We start from the raw sequence: 20,653 nt of genomic DNA, 5'->3' as shown, positions 1-20,653 counted from the left end.
GGTCAGGTTTCGCTGTCGGACGGGAAAACCGTTCCGAGCGAGCGCCAGTCCTTGCTGGCATTGTCGGCATCGGCGCCCCAATCCGGATAGGAATTGATCGTGTCCGGCACCTGGGCCGGCCACCAGCACGGGTCGGAGCAGCCGTAAAGATCGGCCTCCATCGGCTGGCAAAGGGCGGCGACACCGCCGAACGGGTCAACCTCCCAGCCGGGGTCGAGGGTTGCTGTACAGCCCACGACCACAGACTGCATGGCCCGCACTTCGTCCATCTTGTCGGTTTCGACCGCAGTGACCACGCGGTCGGCTTTCTGGTTCAGGGGTTTCAAGTGTCTCATTTGCCGAATGCCCTCCGAGGCATGATGTGATCCGAAAAGAATGCCGGTGCGCCGGCGATCAACTCGCCATAAACGCCGATGCCGAAATCCACCCAGTCGCGCATGAGGTCGCAATAGTGGTAGGTCGGCTTCATCGGATCGGAGAAATGGGCGTAACTCTCGTGGTAGCAGCCGCCCGCGCAGATATTGCGGATGCGGCAGGTGGAGCAGCCCTTGTCGGTGCGGTCGGCCCGGTCCTCGATGAAGCGGGCCAGCTTCTGCTTTTCAATGCCACCATCGACCGTGCCGTAGGTCTCCATGTCGGAACCGGTGAACCGGTGGCAGAGATTGAGCCCGCCCTCGTGATCGACCGCCAGCATGCCGAGCCCGGCTCCGCAAGGCAGAGCCTTGGACCGGCCTTCGTAAAGGTCGTTCATGAGCTGGTGCATGTTGGAAAAACCGATGTTGCGCCCCAGAAGCGCTTCATCCCGATAGTGCTTCCCGAGACGTTTCATCTCGTCGAACACTGTCTGAAGCTCGTCTCCGGTCAGGTTGAACGGCGCAATGGGACCGGAGGTCACCGGCGAGAAGCCGACTTCGTGAAAGCCGATCTCGTTTTTCAGGTGATCCCAGATCTCGTAGACCGCCGTCACGCCATGGGTCAGCGTCACCCGCCCGCCGACAGGGCGAGAGGTGTAGCGTTCCAGCAGCATCCTGGTCTTGGAGGCAACGACGTTGTAGGTGCCCTTGCCGCCGACGGTCTTGCGGTTCTTGTCGTGAAGCGCCTTCGGCCCGTCCATCGAAACGGTCAAGCCGAACCGGTGGGCGTTGAGCCAGTCGACGATTTCCTCGGTCAGAAGAGTCGCGTTGGTCGTCATGGTGAAGTCGACACGCTTGCCGAGAGTGCCGAAACGCTCTTCCGCATAGGCAACCACTTCCTTGATCAGGCCAAGGTTGCTGAGCGGTTCGCCGCCAAAGAAGACAATATTGTAGCTGTCCCGGTCGGGGCTTTCCGCCAGCAGCAGTTCGATTGAGCGTTTTGCTGTCTCGAACGCCATCCGCCGGCCCTTGGACGGCGTATCCAGATCCTCCTTGTAACAATAGGTACAGGAGAGATTGCAGCCCGTGTTGACGTTGAGGACAATCGTCGTCAGCGGGAAGTTCTGGATATGGATCGGCGGCCGTTCCGCCCTTGGCGGGCGGCCGTCGGTGATGATGTCGAGGTCCAGCAGCGAACGGATTCGCTCGGTCACCTCGCTCGGGTCGACACGGCCGCCGAAACGCTCCCGGACATCGTCTTCGGAAACCTTGTTGCGGTTGCTGAAGAGGTCAATCACGTCATTGTCGAGCCGGTCGATCTCGAACAGAGATGTCGTCGGCACGTGGAAGAGCAGATGACGCCCGTCCACCTCGACCCGATGCGCGTTCTGCGGCTGAAAAAAGAGATATCCCATGGTTTCAAACTCCTGTTTCAGCGGATCGGGGGATCGTTCCAGCGCTGCACCGTGACGATGAGCTGACCTTCACCGGTCGCCTCGCCGCTGGTTGCCAGCACCTTCAGATTGCCCGCATTGTTGGTGGAGAACGGACGGTCGGGATTGGGGCCGGCAACGGCCGGCATGAAGATGCCGAGCGTTTCGTCCATCGTCCCTGCGAATTGCGTGTCCTTGAGCTCTTCCGCTTCTTCGTTGAAGGGCGCGACCGACCAGGTAGCCGGCACGGAGCCGATGCGGATATCGTCTTCCGTCCCCGGCTTACCGTCCGGACCGTTCCAGTAGCCGACCGCATCGAAGTGCGCCGGAACCTTGCCGGCTGAACCACCGCCGCCACCGACACGGGCAACCGCAAAGGCCGGTTCCACCTTCAGGCTGTCGATATGGCTGTAGACAGCAAGCGTGTCTTCGGAAGTGGCATCACCGGAGGCAATCGTGATCAGGCCGTCGGCATCTGCGGCGGGGTCTACATCGATGGCTGCACCATAGGAATTGGCCTCTCCACCGGTGGCCTCAAGCGCACCGCTGAGGGCGACTTCGCCAAGCCCTGTGCCGACGATCTGAACCTTTGCGTTGCTGCCAGCGGGAACAGTGGACGGAACCACACCAACAATGGCCGGATCACCATCCGCCCTGGCCGCCTTGAAGGCACCTCCCAGGCTGTCTTCGGCATGCAGGAACTGGCGGCCGCTCAGGCTGCTGCCGTCTTCCGAAATTTCCAGGATCTGCCGGTACTTCGTGCCGCCAATGTCAAGGTTGGCGCGCCATTCGTAGCCCGTGTAGACGTTCAGCTTGCCGGAAAGGGTCAACTCTTCGCCGTCGACGGTCATCAACGTGCCGGACACCTCATAAGGCTGGCTATCGCCGGTGACTTCAAGCGCGCCATAGGCCTCGCCCTTTTCCGGCAGGGTGGTTGCAAACACCCATCTGCCGGTGGCATCCGGCTTCTGGGCCGCCAGCCATTTGCTCCAGGCTTCCGATTCCAGCGGATACCGCTCGGCCAAAAGCGGCACCACTTCCTCGCGGGCCAGTTTTAGCCATTGCCGGTCGCGGGCAAGAGCCTGATATTCCAGGGTCGGCCATTGGCCGAGGTGGAAATCGATATGCAAACCCCATTCTTCCGGTGTCCGCCGCTGCAACTTGAACCGGGCGCCGGAATGGCAACGAGCGCACATTTCGCCAAGCGGGGCTTCCACCTGCTCCTGGTAATCCGGATCGCGTTCCAGAGCATACCGCAGCCCCTCGGTCTCGCTTGGGGCAAGGCCTTGCGTATCGGAAAGGTAATGGACCAGCTCACTCTGGACGGCGGGCTCGATTTCCAATCCGTGGAAGAGGCGCATGCGCACGATGGTCATCAGCCAGCCTTCGGGCGTCTTGCGCTGACCGCTGATACGGCTGAGCGCGCCGTTGTCGTCGACCATATGACAGCCGCTGCAATTTTCCTCCAGAAGCGTAGCCCCATCCTGCGCCCCGGCTGGAACAGGCATCAGAAGCATTAGCCCGGCAATGCCGGCCAGATGCCCCTTTCGCATTCGTTTGATCATGCTGTTTCCCTCGTTTTGGTCTGGTGTTGTTGTGTGCGGCTCAACGAGCCGTGCAGAAGGCCGCGGCTTTCGAGCCAGCCGAAGGCGGCCTTGAGCGCGGGAGACGGTGTGCAAGGCGGTGGCTGCGCCCTTGCGGAAGACGGAAAGAACGGCTTGAGATCGCCAACCGGGATACCCGCGACATAAGCAACGCCGCCGGGATCCTGCGGCGTCACCAGAACCTCCCGTTCGACCAGCCGGTTGCTGTCGACAACGACGCGCTGTTGCAGGTGGATTTCCGAAACGTCCGGATGTGAGGGTGCGTCGTCCGGCCAGCAAACCCGCTCGCCCCAGAAAGAATTGCCAGAAAGACGCGTTTCCAGCCGGTAGAAGTCGCGCCCGGTCCGGGCCTGACGCCAGAAGGTTTCCACCACGCGGTCACGGTAGAACCGGGCTGCGAGTTGCGGCCCCTTTTCCGGGTTTTCCAGAATGGTCAACACGCTCGGCACCGCGGAAAGTGCGGAGGACAGGGCCCAGAACAGCCCGTGACCGGACAAGGGGTCGATCGCAACCGCGGCATCGCCAACCGGAATGACCGGAAGCTGCAGGCGAGGAGCAGACAGAACCAGACCGGCGGCCCTGGCGATCAATGGATCCTGAAAGGAAAGATCTGAAAACCGCCCGGCAAGTTGTTCCTGGGCAAGAAACCGGCTCATCCGGCCCTGCAGGGCCACCTGACCGGATCCGCTGAGATCGTCAGCTCCGATGGAAATCTGCAGCCAGCGGCCAAAATCCGGATCTTCCGCAACCCAGAGCCAACCCTCCGGCGTCGCTTCCACATGGGTGCCGGCAACACCTGCCGGTTCCTGGGCCAGGCCTGCGATGGCCAGGGTTTGCGGACCTTTGAGGCGCTGGGCGGAACCGGCTTGCCGACCGCGTGCGTCGATCAGCAGCCGTGCGCGGACCTCCTCACCTGTCGAAAGCTTCAGGAGCACGCCCTCATTTTCTTCGGATTTCAGGATACGACCGAGACGCGCCTGTCGGGTCTGTGCACCCGCTTCAAGGGCTGCACGCCTCAAGGCTTCATCGAAAACATGACGGCGGACCAGTCGCTCACCATTGGCGGTGCTGTTGAGGCCAGCCCATGTCACATGACGAGGTAAGGGCGCGCTGGCAGCCGCCAGCGCTTCGTCGAGCCCCTTGGCAATGAGAAGCTGCGCCACCCGCTCGCCAAGGCCTTCCAGCCTGGGTCGCCAGGTTGCCGGGTCGATCATGAGCACGCTGAGCCCGGCACGAGCCAGCTCACGCGCTGTGAAGGCACCAGCGGGTCCACCGCCGGCCACTGCCACATCGATGCAGGTTACCAAATCTGTTCCCTCGTCCGGACGCCCAAGTTTTCAAGGTACTGAACCGGATCTCTCTGTGCCGACCATTAGAGAGAGGGCTTTTGCGTACTTCTCGACAATTTTGGCCAATCTTTACGTAGATCTTGAAATCCCGCGGACCTCAATTGCAACAGCTGCTGAACTCTGCTGTATTTGTTACTTCCACTTGGCGTCACCTGCGTCAGGTGGTTGAAGCGAGGCTGTCGGGAGAGGGCGAGAGTCATGCCAAGAAGTGCAACAATCATTTCAGGTGCCTTGAGCGGTCTGCAGTCGATGCTGATCGACAAGGGCCTCGAACCTGCGGCACTGGGACGCCAGAGCGGCGTGCCGATTGACGCCTGGCACGACACGCACGTCGAGATACCGCTGTGTTCCTTTGTCGAAATTTACGAGCAAGGTGCGGCGATGCTCGACCAACCTGGCATCGGCTGGCAAACTGGCCCCAGGCTTAGTCTTCACGACCTCGGCGAGCTGGGTGATGCCCTTTTGACCGCATCCACTGTCGGCTCGGCCTTGCGGACTTTTGAACGCTTCATAAAATTCGTCCAGAGCGAGACGGATTTGCAGCTGTCCGTCGAAGACGGTGTTGCCACGCTCACCTACCGCATCCTCAATCCGGATATCTGGCCACGCAGGCAGGATGCCGAATTCACACTGTCCGTGTTAAGGGAACTTATCCGGCGTGGCGCAGGCGCCGACTGGCAGCCCGATCTCATCTGCTTTGAACACACCTCTGCACGTCCGCTGTCGATCTGGGCGGAAACCGCAGGCGGTTTCTGCCTGTTTGACTGTGAAACGAACGCTCTCAGTTTTCCTGAAAGGGTTCTGAGCGCACCAATGCCACGAGAGGTCGAAGACGGTCATCGAAATGCCCTTGCCAGTCTGAGCCAGGCTCTTGCGAGCAGGTCCCACACCAAGTCTTTGACAGCCCGCACCCGCACGGCCATTTACGAAGGGCTCGGTTCAGGGGCTTCCGACCAGGAAGCCGTTGCGCGGAGGCTTGGCCTGTCACGCCGCAGCCTGCACCGGCACCTGGGCGAGGAAGGCTTGCGCTTTTCCACCCTTCTGGAAGACTGCCGCTATCGCATAGCCCGCCATGCCCTTGTCGACACCAGTCACTCGCTGGCGCAGATTGCCTGCGAACTTGACTATTCCGACCAGACCGCCTTCGAGCGGGCGTTCAAGCGCAAGACCGGCATAACGCCGAAGCAATACCGGCTGAGCTATAGCCGGACACCTGCCCGCTAGTGATCCCCGGCGAGGTTTGCCGAAAGCTCCTCGCCTGTTCCCGCCCAAGCTAGCACCGCTCAGCAAGTTCGGGATGCGCATAGGCCTGCGGATAAGGCATTGGCCGGAAAGGCCCAAGCGGAACGACGTTGTTCCACGAGCGTCCGAAATAGCCCTGTCTGCAGTGGATCAGCGACGAACTGTCGGCGACACCCGGCAAGGCGTGAACGCGGCACAGCCAGCGCCACAGATTTGGATAATCCAGAATGCGCGCACCGTTCAGCTTCATGCGTACAAAATAAACCGGGTCATGCCGATAAAGCGTCGGAAACAGTCTCAGGTCGGCTTCGGTAAAGCTGTTGCCGGTCAAAAACGGCCTGCCATCGGCACCCAGCCGGTCTTCCAGCTCTGCCAGCAGGGTGAAATACCCTTCGTAAGCTGCTGCATAAACACTCTGGTCGGATGAAAATCCGGCCTTGTACGCGCCATTGTTGATCCGCGCGTAGATCGCTTCGTTCAGGGCGTCGATCTCCGCCTGCAGATCCGCATCATCCGGATAAAGGTCAGGCCGCGCTTCCTGGGCAATCGTGCTGCCCAGCGCCCCGGCGTGCGCGTTCAGCATGCGGATGATCTCGGCGCTTTCATTGTTGACGATGCGCTTTTGCGTCTTGTCGTAAAGAACCGGGACGGATCGTTCATCCGATCCTTCTGCCTGGTAGATCTGTTTCACCAGACGCAGCCCCTCCCCCGTCGCCGTTTCCTCCGTGCACTCCGGCAGGGGCTCACCCGTCAGGCTGGCAACTCTCTCACGATTGAATTCCCATAGATTCTCTCCTGCCGGGTCGTCTTTTTCGGTTCGGCCCGGAAAGGCGACGTCCATGGAAACGCCTGCTTCCAGCCCGAGCACGCTTCTGGCCAGCGTCACCCGGTGACACCAGGGGCAATTGAGCGCGACGAACAGATGATAGCGCCCTGGTTCTGGCGGAAAATCTTTATCGCCGATGGCAGAGCGAAACCCGCTGACACCGCGCACGAACTCCCCTTCCGCACGCCGGCTTGCGGCATCGGTCTGGTTTTCTTCCTTCGACAAGTCGGCAGTCGGCTTGGGCATCGTCTTTCTCCGCGTCTTTCAGTCTGAAACCAGCACACGGCCGGAAGCAAAACCGCTCCCGGCCGTGCGTTGCAGTTATCCGCGCAGGCGATGGTGAAGAATAATCGGCACTGCCAACTCCTCTTCATCGCTCAGGTGGCGCGACAGCAGTTTTTCTATCGTCTCGGTTACCGGCTGCAGCTTTCCAGCCTCCTCGCGCGCCTGTGCTTCGTCAAGCTGGACCAGCTTGATCGCGCGGTTGGCGGTTCGTGAGAAGCCGAACAACATCGCGTCGAGCGCTTCGTGGTCTTTTTCCAGGATTTCCAATCCCTTCTCGAAACGCGGGTCGGCCTCGCAGAGTTCCGGAAAGTAGCTCTTGTCTTCCCAGGTGTGGTGGCCGTGGAGATTGCGCACCAGAAGGTCGCCGTAACGAGACAGTCTGGCGGCAAAAGCGTCCGGATCTCTCAGCTTCTCCAGATAGGCCTGCGTTTCGAGATGCACCAGTTCCGCCAACTGCCGGAACATCACATGTGCCCCCAACCAGTTGCTGGTTTTCTCCTTGAAGCCGGGATGCGCTTCCCAGGTATCACGCGGATACGCATCCAGCAGAATGCGCATGTCCGCGGGCATTTCCGTGGTGCGAATATCAATCTCTGCGTTCATGGCGTTTCCAATCTACTTGTGGGCAGGCCGGAGCACATTTCACCGCTGTGAAATGGTCCGACACTTCAGGTTCTCCAACAGATAGGAAGTTGCAAATTTCATAACCAGATATCAAAATAAGGGTTCTTCGTTCTAATTTGGAGAACATCATGGGGCAGATGGAAGACCTGCGCCTGTTCATTCAGGTGGCTTCGAGCGGCAGCATCTCGAAGGCGGCTGCGGAACTCGGCATTGCAAAATCGGCCGTCAGCCGCCGCCTCTCCTTGCTGGAAGATCGCTATGGAAGCCGGCTGGTCGACCGGTCTCCCGGCCGTTGGGACCTGACCGAAACCGGACGCGAGCTTTTTCAGCGTGCGAGCCGCGTTGTCAGCGATGTCGACGACATCGAGGACGATTTCCTGAGCAGCGGGACAGCGCCTTCCGGGCCCCTGTCGATCTCTATCCCGAGGGATTTCGGCCATGGCTTCCTCAACACGGCGCTGATCGATTTTCAGGCTGGGCACCCGGAGGTCCAGCTGACGGTGGATTTCGATGATCGGCTGGTCGATCTTGCCAGAGAAAACTATGACTTTGCGATCCGCATCACCGATACGCGGCCTGACGATGCCATCGCCCTGAAACTGGGCACCGTGGAGCATTGTCTCTTTGCCAGCCCGGGCTACTTGCGAGCCCATCCCGCGCCGCAATCGATAGACGATCTGCAGCAGCATCGGCTTCTTCATTTTGGCTGGGCACGGCGGGCCGTCTGGGAGTTTCAGACACACAAGGGCAAGCGCCAGCGACTTGAGTTTCAGCCCGCGCTCAATTCCAACAGTGGCACCTTCCTGCTGGAGGCAACCGTTGAGGGGTATGGTATCAGCCGTCTGCCGGATTTCATCGCGACAGATGCTCTGGCTGCCGGAAAACTGGCGCCCCTGCTACCGGACATCGCCGAACCGGCATGGGGCATTTATCTGCTCCATGCCCGCGAACGCCGCCTCAACCGGCGCATGCGCCTGTTTGCAGAGGAAATCCGGGCAGCGTGTCTTTCCGGCCTAGGCAACGAGCCGGAAACAACAGCCTGACTTAAAAGCCGGGTTCTGGAAAACCCGGCTCCATCTTTCGCAAATCTAGCCCCGGCCCACGAACGGCATGCCGGTTGCCATCACCGTCAATGTCAGCACGTTGGCATCCAGCGGCAGGCTGGCCATATAGGTGACCGCATTGGCAACATGGGCGGGATCGATGGTTGGCTCTGAGGCTGTTTCGCCGTTGGCCTGCAGCACACCGCCGCTCATTTTGGCCGTCATGTCACTGGCCGCATTGCCGATGTCGATCTGGCCGCAGGCAATATCGAACGGACGCCCATCCAGAGCGGCGGACTTCGTCAGGCCGGTGATTGCATGTTTGGTCGACGTATAGGGAGCTGAATTCGGCCTTGGCGTCGTTGCCGAAATCGAGCCGTTGTTGATGATGCGTCCGCCGCGCGGCTCCTGCGCCTTCATCAGCCGGAAGGCCTGCTGGGTGCAAAGAAAGGCCCCGGTGAAGTTCGCCGACACCACAGCGCTCCACTCCTCGAACGAGATGTCCTCCAGCGGAACGGACGCGTTCGAGATACCCGCGTTGTTGACCAGAAGATCCAGCCTGCCGAAAGTCTTCGAAATCTCGTCGAAGAGAGACTTTACCGATGCCGGATCACCGACGTCCGCGGCAATCCACGACACGTCGTTGCCGGTATCGCCGGAGAGCTCGGTCGCCGTCTTTTCCAGGACATCCTTGCGGCGACCGCTGATCACAACCCGCCAGCCGGCCCGGCTCAAACCAGCAGCAACAGCCTTGCCGACCCCCGTACCGCCCCCGGTCACAAGCGCAATCCTGCCCTTCACGTCAAACCCCTCTGCGGTCATGGATATCTGCCTCCCAATTCGTCTTCAATATGTATGCGGATGATGTCGTCAAAGCTGGTTTCCGCCTGAAACCCGAGATCCAGAGCCCTTCTGGCGTCGAAGTTTCTCGGCCAGCCGTCAACAATCTGAACGATGGTTTCGTCCGGCTCCCGGCGGATCAGGCGCACAGCCTTTTCCCCGGCAACCCGTCGCAGTGCCTCGATCTGCTCCCCGACGGTGGCGGAAAGCCCCGGCAGCGTAACCGTGCGGCGCGGGCCCATGCGGCCTGTGTCGAGCCGCGCGGCATGAATGAAAAAGCCGACAGCGGCACGTGGGCTTGCAAACCAGTGGCGCACCTTTTCATCCACCGGCAGCACAGCCTCCTGCCCGGCAAGCGGCTCGCGCATGATGTTTGAAAAGAAGCCGGAAGCGGCCTTGTTGGGCTTGCCCGGACGAACGCAGATCGTCGGCAGGCGCAGACCGATGCCGTCGAAGAAGCCCTTGCGGCTATAGTCTGCCAACAGCAGCTCTGCGATCGCCTTTTGCGTGCCGTAGCTGGTCAGCGGCGTTGTGAAGAACGCGTCGCCGATCTTGTCGGGAAACGGTTGGCCGAACACGGCAATTGACGACGCGAAGATCACCTTCGGAAAATACGGCTCGCGCGCGCCTTCGATCCGGATGGCTTCGAACAGCTCGCGACTGCCGTCGAGATTGACCGCATAGCCCTTTTCAAATTCCTGCTCCGCCTCGCCGGAGACAATGGCCGCAAGGTGGAAGATGACATCCGGGCGTGTTGCGATCAGCGTCTGAGCGGTTCCAGGCGTCGAAAGATCCACGGTCATCGCCTCGGCAACACCGGGCAGCGCGGCAGGAACGTCAGGAGCGACAGCATCGGCCAGGGTCAGCCGCGACACGTCGAAACCGAGACTGCCCGGCTCCGCCGCCAGCTTTTCAACGAGCTTCCGGCCAACCATACCGGCAGCGCCGATGACGAGTATGTGCATGGAGGATCTCCGCGGAGTTCAAGGGGCAGGAACGTTCCAACGGAGACTTGCGGAGATTGAGCGCAAGGGCAAGGCGATTTCAGCGAAAAGGTGTTCTCCGCCCTGTACCACAACCTGTTTCTCCAATCGTGTGTTCCGCTTTCCGCACCGGTCTGGAGCGATGAAAAAGGGAGTAGTCGTCATCCCTGTAGAACAAACACACGAAACGGCATCCACAGCCCCATGGCCATCATCATCAGGCTTTCGGTCAGCGAGACGAAACCGAGCGGAACCGGGGAACTGCCGCCAGCGCACGCGCACTTCAGCTCACGCTTTTCCAGATAGACCGCCTTGAAAATGCTGACAGCGCCGATCAGACCGATGAAGAAGGACACCGGGGCCGACAGCCAGACCAGCGCACCGGCCGTCATCAGGATACCTGCGAAGGCCTCCGCGTAGGGATAGATCCTGGAATAGGGAACCCAGTTGCGGGCCAGCAGGTCGTAGTTGAGAAACATGGTGGAGAAGCTCTCCACATCCTGCAGCTTCTGGATCGCGAGGATGCTCATGGAAAGCGACACGAACCATTCCGCCGCCCGCAAGGTGACAGGCGTTCCATATTGATGCCAGGACAGGCCAAGAGCCAGAAGCAGGGCAACCGCAAAGATGGCGATCACCGGCCTGTAAGTCGTGTCGCTGCGTTCTTCCTCAGGCGGATCGAGCTTGAAATAGACGCGAAGATCGTCATAGCCGCCAACACGCGCGTCGCCGATGAAGGTTTGCGGCGTCGTCTCCACGTCGTGTTTTTCCATGAAGGCGTCGGTCTCCTCACGGGTCGTGAGGTGATGGTCCTCAACCGTGTAGCCCTGCCGCTCCAGCAGGTCCTTCGATTTGAGGCCATAAGGACAGATATGCTTGGGCATGACCATACGGTAAAGCTGGGCCGTCTTTTGTGCGGCTGTAGCGTTCATGGGAAAAAGCTCCTTCATCAGGCGGGCTCTGACCGGAAAAGCCTCCTTGTGAGGAGGCTGCTCAACGCTTGAGGCAGTCGTCGCTTAACCAGCCAGATGCAATTGTCTGTCAAGACAACGCTAAAGGAGACGGATGGTTGCGGGGGTCAGGCACCATCTGATGTCATGGCGTCTTCCAGCACGTCATAAACCTGTCCCTCCCCCATCTGGCTGACATTGAACCTCAAAAATCCGGTCATCGATTGCGAAACGCTGAAAACGTTACCGGGGGCCAGAACCACGTTCCGGCGCAATGCCGCGCGGGCGATGGCGGCGGCGTCCCTGCCCTCCGGCAATCGGCACCAGAGGTAAAAGCCGCCTTTGGGGCTGAGCCAGGGCTTTATCCCGAGCGGCTCCAGCCTGGCAGCAACCTCGCGCCGTTTTTTCGCAAGGCGGCCCCGCAAGGCATCCATGTGTTTGCGATAACTGCCGTCGCTCAGAACACCATGCACCAGATCGCTCGCGACTGGTCCCGGTCCGCCGAAATTGGTGGCCACCTGCAGGTCAACCAGCGCCTCGATCCAGTCCGCCCGCGCCGCGATGTACCCACAACGCACGGACGCAGACAGGGTCTTGGAAAAGCTGCCGATGCGGATGACCCTGTCCAGCCCGTCCAGAACGGCAAGGCTTGGCAGGGGCTCGAGTGCAAAGCCGCTGAAGATATCGTCCTCGATCACCACCAGACCGTGAGCTGCCACCAGGTTCAGGACCTTGTGCGCAACCTGCGGCGAGATGGTCGCGCCGGTCGGATTGTGAAGGGCGGAATTGGTAATATAGAGCTTGGGATTGTGCCGTTTCAGCGCCTCTTCAAAAAGCACGGTGTCCGGGCCGCTGCGCGTGAACGGCACGCTGGCAACGTCCACCCTGTGGGCCTTCAACAGAGCTTGAAAGTTGAAATAACACGGGTCATCGACCAGCACCGTATCTCCGGGCCGCAGAAAGAACCGGCAGATAAGATCGATCGCCTGCGTTCCGGAAGGTGTCAGCAGAACCTGCCCCGGGCTCACGTCCAGCCCTTCGTCCGAGAACTGCCGCGCCAGCAGGTGGCGCAGGTTCGCAGCGCCCCGCGTTTCGCCATAGTCGAACAGGTGGCCGCCGCCGGCCCGGGCAAGAGCCCGCAAACCGCGCTGCATGGCCTCGTTCGGCATCCAGTCCGCCGGCAGCCAGCCGCAGCCGGGCTTCAGAACATCCGGCCCGGCATCAAGCGATTGGCGCGACACCCAGAAAGGGTCGATCTCCCGGTCGAGCTGCGGCCCGACCTCCGCAACCGAAAATGGACGGGCGGCATCGGCCACAAAGAAGCCGGACCCGCGGCGGGCATAGATGATGCCTTCCGCCGCCAGCCTGTCATAGGCAGTCACCACGGTGGACGGCGACACCCGCATGGTGGCGGCAAACCCGCGGATCGACGGCAGTTTTTCACCGGCTTCCAGCGCGCGGCTGGCGATCTTGCGCTTGACGGCTTCCATCACCGTGGCCGTGCGTGTGTCCTGTTCCATGGGCGTATCCGCAAAAGTGTATGGCAAGTGTAGTCAGTACAGTTTTTCAAAATTGTATTGCACTGTCTCTGTCCTGACCAGCCCTGCCGAACTAATCCTGACACTGCAACGTGTCGCCCCGGAGTGAACGCAGCAGCAGCTTTGGTCCGCAGGCATCTCCCTTGCGCCAGCAAGCGAGCTGGACATCGCAGTTCCCCCGGCCGTGCACACTACCCTTGAAAGACAAGACAGCAGAAAGACCAGACATGCAGGCATCGATGGCAGGATGGGGCAGCGGGCTCCTGGGCGTTCTTATCTTCAGCGGCTCGCTACCGGCAACACGGGTTGCCCTTGGTGGCTTCAGTCCGCTGTTTCTGACCTCCGCCCGGGCTGTGGTCGCAGCCTTTCTCGGCATGGCTGTCCTGCTGCTTCTTCGGCAGGCGCGGCCACAGCGCCGCGATCTGACCTCGCTACTGATTGTCGCCCTTGGCGTCGTTGTCGGCTTTCCATTGCTGACGGCCCTCGCCTTGCAGCATGTCACCGCCGCCCATTCGATTGTCTTCATCGGCCTCCTGCCGCTTGCGACCGCCCTCTTCGGCCTGCTGCGCGGGATGGAAAGGCCGAGGCCGCTCTTCTGGGTGTTTTCCTGCACCGGCAGTGCCGCCGTTGCCGCCTATGCGCTGTCACAAGGGGCCGATCTTTCCCTGAAAGGGGATCTTCTGATGCTGGCGGCAGTCATCGTCTGCGGCTTTGGTTATGCGGAAGGTGCCGTTCTGTCCCGCCGCCTTGGCGGCTGGCAGGTCATTTCCTGGGCGCTTGCCCTCTCGCTCCCGGTTATGGGCACACTCGCGCTGCTCACATGGCCGGACAGTTGGACCGGCATCGATACCGCCGCCTGGGTGGGGCTTGGCTATGTTTCCGTTTTCTCGATGCTGGTCGGCTTTATCTTCTGGTACCGGGGCCTTGCCATCGGCGGCATTGCCAGTGTTGGCCAATTGCAATTGCTGCAGCCCTTTTTCGGATTGATGCTCGCCAGCCTGCTGCTGCATGAACCGGTGACCTCCACCATGATCCTCGTCACCACGCTTGTCGTCGGCTGTGTTGCCGGGGCCAAACGCTTCGCCTGACCACTGCCCGCACTCCCTGCCTGCTGACACCTCGCTCATGGCGTTCCCTATTTTGCTTCCGCCTTGGGGGAAAATTTGCAATATGGTTCCGCTGCGTGAAATGACCTTCACCAGAGCGTGCCGGCGGATTTCGGCAAAATTTACTTAAGGCAAAAGACATGGGTTTCTTTGATTTCGTGAAAGATGCAGGCAAGAAGCTGTTTGGCGATGACGATGCGCCGGAAGCAAGCGCTGAAGCCATCCAAAAGGAAGTTGCCGATCTCGGTCTCGACGGCGACGTCAAGGTTGAAGTCAGCGGCGACACCGTCAAGATCGCAGGCGCAGCGCCCAGCCAGGAAGCCCGTGAAAAGCTGATCCTTGCTGCCGGTAACGTGCTCGGCATTTCAAAGGTCGAGGACGAAATCACCGTAGAAAGCAACGAACCGGAAGCCAGGTTCCACACGGTGGTCAAGGGCGACACGCTCTGGAAAGTCGCCGAAACAGTCTACGGCAACGGTGCCAAGTATCAGGCAATCTTCGAAGCCAACAAACCGATGCTGTCCGATCCGGACAAGATCTACCCAGGCCAGGTTCTACGCATCCCCGCCCTCTGACCTGCCAGTCGGCATGACGAGGCCAACTCCCTGGAGGGAGACCAAGCTGTACGCCCCGGCTCCGTCGGCGCTGAAAACAGCGTCTCCCTCCTGCTGCTCCTTCGGCAGCAAGCCACATGCGACCGTTTCCAGCAAGCCTTCCGCGCCCCACACCCAACGACCACCGTGCGAATGAGTGATATGTCACCGCGTGCGGATCACGGCTTCCCCAGCCGTTCAACTGAGAGGCATCAGCTGAACGCTTTCTTTCGTATGCGTTTTACAACTGCAAAAGGCTAGAGAGGGAAGAGGTCTGTCGCACGAAAGATGCGACAAACCCAGGCCTGGCTAACCGAAAATGCCGCTAAGCAGGTTCGCAAACCAGAAATCCACTTGTCCAAATGGCAACACGTTATGCAGAAAGCCGACCAGGGCTGACGTGGCCGTAAGCGTGCTTATCCCAAGAACGACGCCGAGCGCTATCCCAATGCCCGCATTCCGCGGGACCCTCGCCAGCCAACAAGCCGATACGAATGAGAGAACAACGAATAAATACAGGAGCACGATTTCGGTAACTGAATAGCCCAAGGGCATGGAAATTTCCTGCTGCGCAATGTTTGAACCATCCTCGGTTGAATGTTTAGGACCCATCGACAGAAAGCCGATGAGATACTCCCGAGAGGCGTGCCTCTTAGCACAAGCACAATCCGTTTGAATATCCCGCCAATTCGGACCTGCAGCCATTTTCCGGATCAGCCGACCGGCGAAAAATGTTCGTTCGTCTCAGGGAGTCTCGGCAAAATCAGCCTCTACACACGGCGATCAATCCATCTGACCGCTATGCGCCCGGGCGTGTCGCAACTTTCGTCGGCGGGCAGCTTTCTCCCGTTTTGGGAGCGCCTTTCAGGCTTCGTTCCCTTTTTCAATTCCGAAGAGCACGGCAAGCAGATCGTTCTGTTCGCGGACGCTCCACTGACTGTCAAAGTCGACGCCCTTCCTGAGCCACAGCATGGCTTCAAAACCGGCGATGGATTTTCTGGCTGAGTTGAACGAACGGAAGCAGACCTTCAAATTCAGAAGCGCTCTTTCAACAGTCAAATCTCAAGGCGTGGTCAACACGACAATCTTTGCGACAGGCCCCTAAGGGCTTGCAATCCGGGTTCCTCTGCTACCTTATGCTCGCCATTACAGGAGGAAAGTCAGGGACATGGTCGATATTGCTACCCGCGTCTATAATCACAAATGGAAGATCGATCCGATCGTCCGGTCCCTTATAGACACGGACTTCTACAAACTCCTGATGTGTCAGTCGGTGTTCCGAAACAAGCCGGACACCAAAGTGACGTTTTCCCTGATCAACCGCTCCAGGTCCGTCCGCCTGGCCGAGATGGTCGATGAAGGCGAACTGCGCGAGCAACTCGACCATGTACGCTCGCTCTCCCTCAGCCGGGGCGAGAGCACCTGGATGCGCGGCAACATGTTTTACGGCAAGCGGCAGATGTTCCGTTCCGACTTCATGGAATGGTTCGAGAACCTGCGCCTGCCTCCCTACCATCTGGAAAAGCGGGACGGACAGTACGAACTGACGTTCGAAGGCGCCTGGCCGGAAGTGATGCTCTGGGAAATCCCGGCCCTCGCGATCCTTATGGAACTGCGATCGCGCGCCGTGCTCAATTCCATGAAGAGGTTTGAACTTCAGATCCTCTATGCCCAGGCCATGGCCAAGCTCTGGGAAAAGATCAAGCGCCTGCAACCGCTCGAAGGTCTCAAGATTGCCGACTTCGGCACCCGCAGGCGGCACTCCTACCTGTGGCAGGACTGGTGCGTTCAGGCGATGATCGAAGGCCTTGGCAAAAAGTTCACCGGCACGTCCAATTGCCACATCGCCATGCAACGCGATCTGGAGGCAGTCGGCACCAATGCCCACGAGCTCCCGATGATCTATTCTGCTCTCGCAATGACGGACGAGAAACTCGCCGCCGCCCCTTACGATGTGCTGCGAGACTGGCACGAGGAACATGAAGGCAACCTGCGCATCATTTTGCCGGATACTTATGGCACCAAAGGATTTCTTGAGCGTGCGCCAGACTGGCTGACCAGTTGGACGGGCATCCGTATCGACTCGGGCGACCCTGCACAGGGAGCAGAAACGGCGATCGACTGGTGGCGCTCACGCGGCGAGGACCCAACTCAGAAGCTCGTCATCTTTTCCGATGGGCTGGACACGGACAAGATCATCGAGCTGCACAAGCAGTTCCAGGGCCGCGTCCGGACATCCTTTGGCTGGGGAACGCTGCTGACGAACGATTTTCGCGGCCTCACCACCAACGACGCCCTCGCCCCCTTTTCCCTGGTATGCAAGGCGGTTTCCGCGAACGGCCGCCCGACAGTCAAGCTCAGCGACAACCCGAACAAGGCCATGGGCCCGGACGACCAGATCGAACGCTACAAGCGCGTCTTCGATGTCGGTGCGCAAAAGGCAGTGGAAGTCGTCGTCTGACGAGTTACCGGACATATGCAATTTGAACCTGTCACGGTTTGACGCGGATATCGGGAAAATCACCGCTGGACGCAGCGATCCCCTATGCACTCAGCCGCCTGCCGAAAGCCCGGCCGTACCCAGGCAACGGGTATCTGGAACTGGACAACAATAACGCGGAGCGGGCAATGAAACCGATTGCCCTTGGACGAAAAAACTACCTCTTCATGGGTTCAGAAGGCGGCGGCAAATCAGCGGCTATCGCCTATACCCAGATCGAAACCGCCAAACTCAACGGCATCGACCCGCAAGCCTGGCTGACCTGGGTTCTGGCACAAACCGCCGACCACAACATCAATCGCATCAACGAACTCATGCCTTGGTGTGACGCTGCAAAAGCAGCATCACAGAGCGCGCCGCCACCATGAAGACCGCCGTCACCGGACGGACACGACCAACCACTTGCGGGAATAGGCTTACACACCAGAAGACCGTTGCGCTTCATGCCCCTGCGCCCAAAGGAATCTCGGAGGTTGGGTGGGAAGTTGACGTTTGCTGCGGTTGGAACGAATGAAAGAAAAGGGGCTGGGAGAGGACTGGCGAGCTTTGGCTGGTGGCTAGCTATTGCAACGATTTGCTCTTCTGAGAACGATCTCAAGCTTCTGACCTCAATTATTCGGCAGGCGGATGCGCGAACCTTGTCTGATACCCTGCGTTGAGTCTTCCTTGACATATTCTTGCTACATACTCATTGGGAGTGTAGCGTTCGTACTTAGAGTCTCCGATGGGAGGAGCCATGGATTCCTACCTTGAAATTGCTCAACGGGTTCTTAGAGCGTCGCGACGGCCAATGACCGCCGCCGGCATCCTTGACGCAGCATATGCAGCAGCGATTGTTCCGAAACACCTCCACGGAAAGACGCAGGTTAAAACGCTCGGCGCGCGGCTCAGTGAGGACGTTTTACACAGTCAATATTCCGCGTTCTTCCGTACAGAACCGGGCTACTTTTTCCTCAATGAGCTCGTGAGCGACCCCACCATCCCAAGCAAGTACAAGGAGAAGTTCGAAGCTCGGCGTCGGATACGCGATCTGCACATCGCTCCTTTTCTGGCCGTGGACGCGGATTTCGTCGCGAAATACGGTAATACGTTACTGCCTGATTGGCATGACTTCGTCAGGAAAGCCGAGTCTTGCAACGCCCTCCATTACCTGCAATCGCGGAAAGAGACCAAAGGGGCGCTCGTTGTGTGGACCTTCTCCGTCGTTCGGCGCGGCACGGAGGTCCTTTCGTATCGAACAGGACGATACCGTAGCGACGCGGACACCTTCGCAAATAAGCGTACCATCGGCTTTCCAGGTGTCGTCAGCTTCTTTGACTGCACACTATTCTCTGATGGCGATTACGGCGCTAAGGAGAACGCACTCGGCGCTATTTTGTCCGACTTGGACATTTCCGCAGTCGCCGTTCATGGCGAGAAGCTTTCCGATCCGGAGCCACGCTTCGCGATGCGGGTGCGTCGTGACGATGAGCAGGAGGTGCTTTTGATTGTCATGGACTGGACATGCCCGGCTTGGTTCGAGCCGACGACGCGGCGCCTGTCCCTCAATGATCCCCGATGGCTCGATTTAAGGGTTCCGCCGAACGACATCGATGACTTCGAGCCTTGGACGAAGGCCACCCTAGACGCTCTCGATGAGGTATGTCTTCGCTAGTGGCGATCATTTCTCCAGCCCGGGCTGCCTTCCTTAAGTTCGAGATCGAAAATGGCGACGCAAGGCGCAGGAAAGTCGCCCTGCAGGACCTGTCGCACAGATATCGACGGGGCGAAAAGTTAAACGCACAGGGCAAGAATTCGTTCGAGAAGACCATTAACGGCATCGTCCTCAGCGACGGTGACCCTAAGGTCGTGCGGTGGTGTCTAAATGCGTTGGCGAGACTTGGAACACGGCAAGGTAGCAGCCGGTACGTCGCTGCCGCCATGAAGCTGTACGAAGAGGAGCCTGAGATTGTCGCAGCCGCGGTTGCTGCCCTTTCTCATATGTACCGCGGCAGTCTTGAAGCTGTGCCCGAGCTGTCCGTCGTGGACCCATCCATTCGTATCCTCGCCGCGATGCAAACGACGGACGTCCGTAAGCTGGACCTTTCGGGACTTTCCATTGATATCGACAAGTCGGACAAAGAGGTCCTGAAGCTCGCCTTGCTCGTCGTGGGGCTTAATAGGGACATCCAGAACCTTCTGCATCCCCGCCATTCAAACGGTGCTATCGTCCGCCAACTAGGGCAGCATGATGATCCCATCGTGCGACAATATAGCGTCTGGTCAGTCATGGAGAACGCGCGCCTAAGCTTGGCTGACTTAGGTATACCTTTCGACACGATCGAATCTCAGCCGACCAACGTTCAAGCGAAATTGCTGCAACTCGCAGCAGAGCGTGAGAACAATCTGAAAGCGCGTCATCAAATTATTCATGATGGTACTTTCTATGCTTCGCACGAGGCGAGGATCGGTTTGGCAAAAGGCCTTGTCCGCACCTATTATGAAGGTCTCGAAGACTTGACGATTAGCTGGTACGACGTTGAGGAAAATCCAGATGTCCTCGCTCTGGTTGCGGAGCATTTCGCCCGTTTCTCGGACGATTGCTCTCCCTATTTTGAGAAGGCTATTGAGATCGTCGAGGCTGATCCGAAGCTCACCGAGCGTGTCCTACTTGGTGCAGAAGGGAAAGAACTTTATGGAAAAATCAAACGCTTGGACCGCACCAGTGGCATGGGTGATCTGTTCGGTAAACCCGCGGATCTCAATGAAATGTTCCAGAAATCAAACGAATTATTAAAAAAGGCGCCACCATTGAAGGTTCTTTTCCTCGCGGCCAACCCCTTGAATGAGGGGCGTCTGAAAATTGACCAAGAGGCAAGCGATCTAAAGGAACAGCTTGCCTTAGTGCGCGACGCCAAGATCGCGATCAACGTTGAACATGCATGGGCGATCCGTACCGACCAGCTACAGCGCGAGGTTCTCAACGCAAAGCCGGAGGTGCTACACTTTAGCGGGCACGGCGACACCGGCATGCTGATTTTTGAGGATCCATCAGGAAACTCAGTTGAAGTTGCCGGTGCCGCGATTGCGGGTTTCATTGAGTTGATGCCTACGATCAAATGCGTGGTGCTCAACGCTTGCTTCTCGGACTCTGTATCTAAGCTCGTCGCGCCACATGTCGATGCGGTGATCGGTTGTGATGTTTCGATTGGTGACACCGCCGCTATCCTGTTTACTCGAGCATTCTATCGGGCCCTCGCGCACGGGCAATCCGTTCGCAAGTCCTTCGATTTGGCTAAGAATGACCTCGCCTTAAACGGACAAGAAAAAGAAGCTCAGAAGTACACTATTATTTCAGCAGGGTGAATACGCTCGAAGGATCGCCTTGGAATCGACTGCTGTTCA

Annotated in this window: 18 protein-coding genes and 1 pseudogene; 8 read left to right on the top strand and 11 right to left on the bottom strand. The window is 59.2% G+C overall.

All coding sequences use genetic code 11. From position 1 onward, the window contains the following. Nucleotides 1–2: 2 nt before the first annotated feature. The 4 genes from qhpC to qhpG are packed head-to-tail and all read right to left on the bottom strand — an operon-like array spanning nucleotide 3 to nucleotide 4,697. On the bottom strand, nucleotides 3–335 hold the full coding sequence (gene qhpC, locus FMN63_RS22070) for a quinohemoprotein amine dehydrogenase subunit gamma (protein WP_148586296.1): 333 nt from the start codon (nucleotides 333–335) through the stop codon (nucleotides 3–5). Next, nucleotides 332–1,768 carry a quinohemoprotein amine dehydrogenase maturation protein gene (peaB, locus tag FMN63_RS22065; RefSeq protein WP_148586295.1) on the bottom strand — a complete coding sequence of 479 codons (1,437 nt, stop codon included), beginning with the start codon at nucleotides 1,766–1,768 and terminating at the stop codon, nucleotides 332–334. The genes qhpC and peaB overlap by 4 nt, the downstream gene beginning before the upstream one ends. 17 nt (nucleotides 1,769–1,785) lie before the next feature. Next, nucleotides 1,786–3,351, bottom strand: a complete 1,566-nt coding sequence (gene peaA, locus FMN63_RS22060; RefSeq protein ID WP_148586294.1) for a quinohemoprotein amine dehydrogenase subunit alpha — start codon at nucleotides 3,349–3,351, stop codon at nucleotides 1,786–1,788. Further along, nucleotides 3,348–4,697: a flavin-dependent monooxygenase QhpG gene (gene qhpG, locus FMN63_RS22055; protein ID WP_148586293.1), complete on the bottom strand. Its 1,350-nt coding sequence runs from the start codon at nucleotides 4,695–4,697 to the stop codon at nucleotides 3,348–3,350. The genes peaA and qhpG overlap by 4 nt, the downstream gene beginning before the upstream one ends. A 240-nt stretch (nucleotides 4,698–4,937) precedes the next feature. On the opposite strand from qhpG, the gene qhpR reads away from it, so the two are divergent. Then, on the top strand, nucleotides 4,938–5,963 hold the full coding sequence (gene qhpR / locus FMN63_RS22050) for an AraC-like transcriptional regulator QhpR (RefSeq protein WP_148586292.1): 1,026 nt from the start codon (nucleotides 4,938–4,940) through the stop codon (nucleotides 5,961–5,963). Between the two features lie 49 nt (nucleotides 5,964–6,012). On the opposite strand, the gene FMN63_RS22045 is transcribed toward qhpR, so the two are convergent. Then, nucleotides 6,013–7,053 (bottom strand): glutathione S-transferase C-terminal domain-containing protein, encoded by a 1,041-nt coding sequence (locus FMN63_RS22045; RefSeq protein ID WP_148586291.1) that lies wholly within the window; start codon nucleotides 7,051–7,053, stop codon nucleotides 6,013–6,015. Between the two features lie 75 nt (nucleotides 7,054–7,128). After that, a complete protein-coding gene (locus FMN63_RS22040; protein ID WP_148586290.1) occupies nucleotides 7,129–7,695 on the bottom strand; it encodes a hemerythrin domain-containing protein in 567 nt (188 codons plus the stop codon). Between the two features lie 149 nt (nucleotides 7,696–7,844). Between FMN63_RS22040 and FMN63_RS22035 the strand changes: the two genes are divergently transcribed. Then, nucleotides 7,845–8,759: a LysR family transcriptional regulator gene (locus FMN63_RS22035; protein WP_209001271.1), complete on the top strand. Its 915-nt coding sequence runs from the start codon at nucleotides 7,845–7,847 to the stop codon at nucleotides 8,757–8,759. A 45-nt stretch (nucleotides 8,760–8,804) separates the two neighbouring features. Here FMN63_RS22035 and FMN63_RS22030 read toward each other — a convergent pair whose 3' ends face one another. From FMN63_RS22030 to FMN63_RS22015, 4 genes are all read right to left on the bottom strand, one after another. Continuing rightward, nucleotides 8,805–9,581, bottom strand: a complete 777-nt coding sequence (locus tag FMN63_RS22030) for an SDR family oxidoreductase (RefSeq protein ID WP_148586288.1) — start codon at nucleotides 9,579–9,581, stop codon at nucleotides 8,805–8,807. Beyond that, entirely contained in the window at nucleotides 9,578–10,564 is a 987-nt protein-coding gene (gene denD / locus FMN63_RS22025) for a D-erythronate dehydrogenase (RefSeq protein WP_148586287.1), read from the bottom strand. Before denD ends, FMN63_RS22030 begins: the two co-directional genes overlap by 4 nt. Before the next feature lie 179 nt (nucleotides 10,565–10,743). Continuing rightward, complete coding sequence (locus FMN63_RS22020) at nucleotides 10,744–11,514, bottom strand: MauE/DoxX family redox-associated membrane protein (protein WP_209001270.1); 771 nt, start codon at nucleotides 11,512–11,514, stop codon at nucleotides 10,744–10,746. Nucleotides 11,515–11,660: 146 nt separating this feature from the next. Further along, nucleotides 11,661–13,052 carry an aminotransferase-like domain-containing protein gene (locus FMN63_RS22015; protein WP_148586286.1) on the bottom strand — a complete coding sequence of 464 codons (1,392 nt, stop codon included), beginning with the start codon at nucleotides 13,050–13,052 and terminating at the stop codon, nucleotides 11,661–11,663. A 245-nt stretch (nucleotides 13,053–13,297) separates the two neighbouring features. Between FMN63_RS22015 and FMN63_RS22010 the strand changes: the two genes are divergently transcribed. Together FMN63_RS22010 and lysM are read left to right on the top strand one after the other, a co-directional pair. Further along, the gene (locus FMN63_RS22010; protein ID WP_148586285.1) at nucleotides 13,298–14,158 is read left to right on the top strand and encodes a DMT family transporter; all 861 of its coding nucleotides are present in this window, start codon (nucleotides 13,298–13,300) and stop codon (nucleotides 14,156–14,158) included. A gap of 158 nt (nucleotides 14,159–14,316) precedes the next feature. After that, nucleotides 14,317–14,751 carry a peptidoglycan-binding protein LysM gene (gene lysM / locus FMN63_RS22005; protein WP_148586284.1) on the top strand — a complete coding sequence of 145 codons (435 nt, stop codon included), beginning with the start codon at nucleotides 14,317–14,319 and terminating at the stop codon, nucleotides 14,749–14,751. A gap of 882 nt (nucleotides 14,752–15,633) precedes the next feature. On the opposite strand, the pseudogene FMN63_RS29915 reads toward lysM, so the two are convergent. Beyond that, nucleotides 15,634–15,789, bottom strand: a pseudogene (locus FMN63_RS29915) (IS6 family transposase); the annotation flags it as partial. 148 nt (nucleotides 15,790–15,937) lie between these two features. Here FMN63_RS29915 and pncB point away from each other — a divergent pair. From pncB to FMN63_RS21975, 4 genes are all read left to right on the top strand, one after another. Next, entirely contained in the window at nucleotides 15,938–17,230 is a 1,293-nt protein-coding gene (pncB, locus tag FMN63_RS21990) for a nicotinate phosphoribosyltransferase (RefSeq protein WP_148586283.1), read from the top strand. A gap of 38 nt (nucleotides 17,231–17,268) precedes the next feature. Beyond that, nucleotides 17,269–17,637, top strand: coding sequence for a transposase domain-containing protein (locus tag FMN63_RS21985; RefSeq protein ID WP_209001269.1), 369 nt, complete (start codon nucleotides 17,269–17,271; stop codon nucleotides 17,635–17,637). A 368-nt stretch (nucleotides 17,638–18,005) separates the two neighbouring features. Beyond that, nucleotides 18,006–18,923 carry an HTH domain-containing protein gene (locus FMN63_RS21980; RefSeq protein WP_162530099.1) on the top strand — a complete coding sequence of 306 codons (918 nt, stop codon included), beginning with the start codon at nucleotides 18,006–18,008 and terminating at the stop codon, nucleotides 18,921–18,923. Further along, the gene (locus FMN63_RS21975; RefSeq protein WP_162530098.1) at nucleotides 18,923–20,614 is read left to right on the top strand and encodes a CHAT domain-containing protein; all 1,692 of its coding nucleotides are present in this window, start codon (nucleotides 18,923–18,925) and stop codon (nucleotides 20,612–20,614) included. Before FMN63_RS21980 ends, FMN63_RS21975 begins: the two co-directional genes overlap by 1 nt. Nucleotides 20,615–20,653 lie beyond the last annotated feature (39 nt).

This window comes from Stappia sp. BW2, from assembly GCF_008107695.1.
In the GTDB taxonomy this organism is placed as follows: domain Bacteria; phylum Pseudomonadota; class Alphaproteobacteria; order Rhizobiales; family Stappiaceae; genus Roseibium.
The sequence above is the reverse complement of the archived record's forward strand: the minus strand, read 5'-3'. Positions and strand labels throughout refer to the sequence as shown.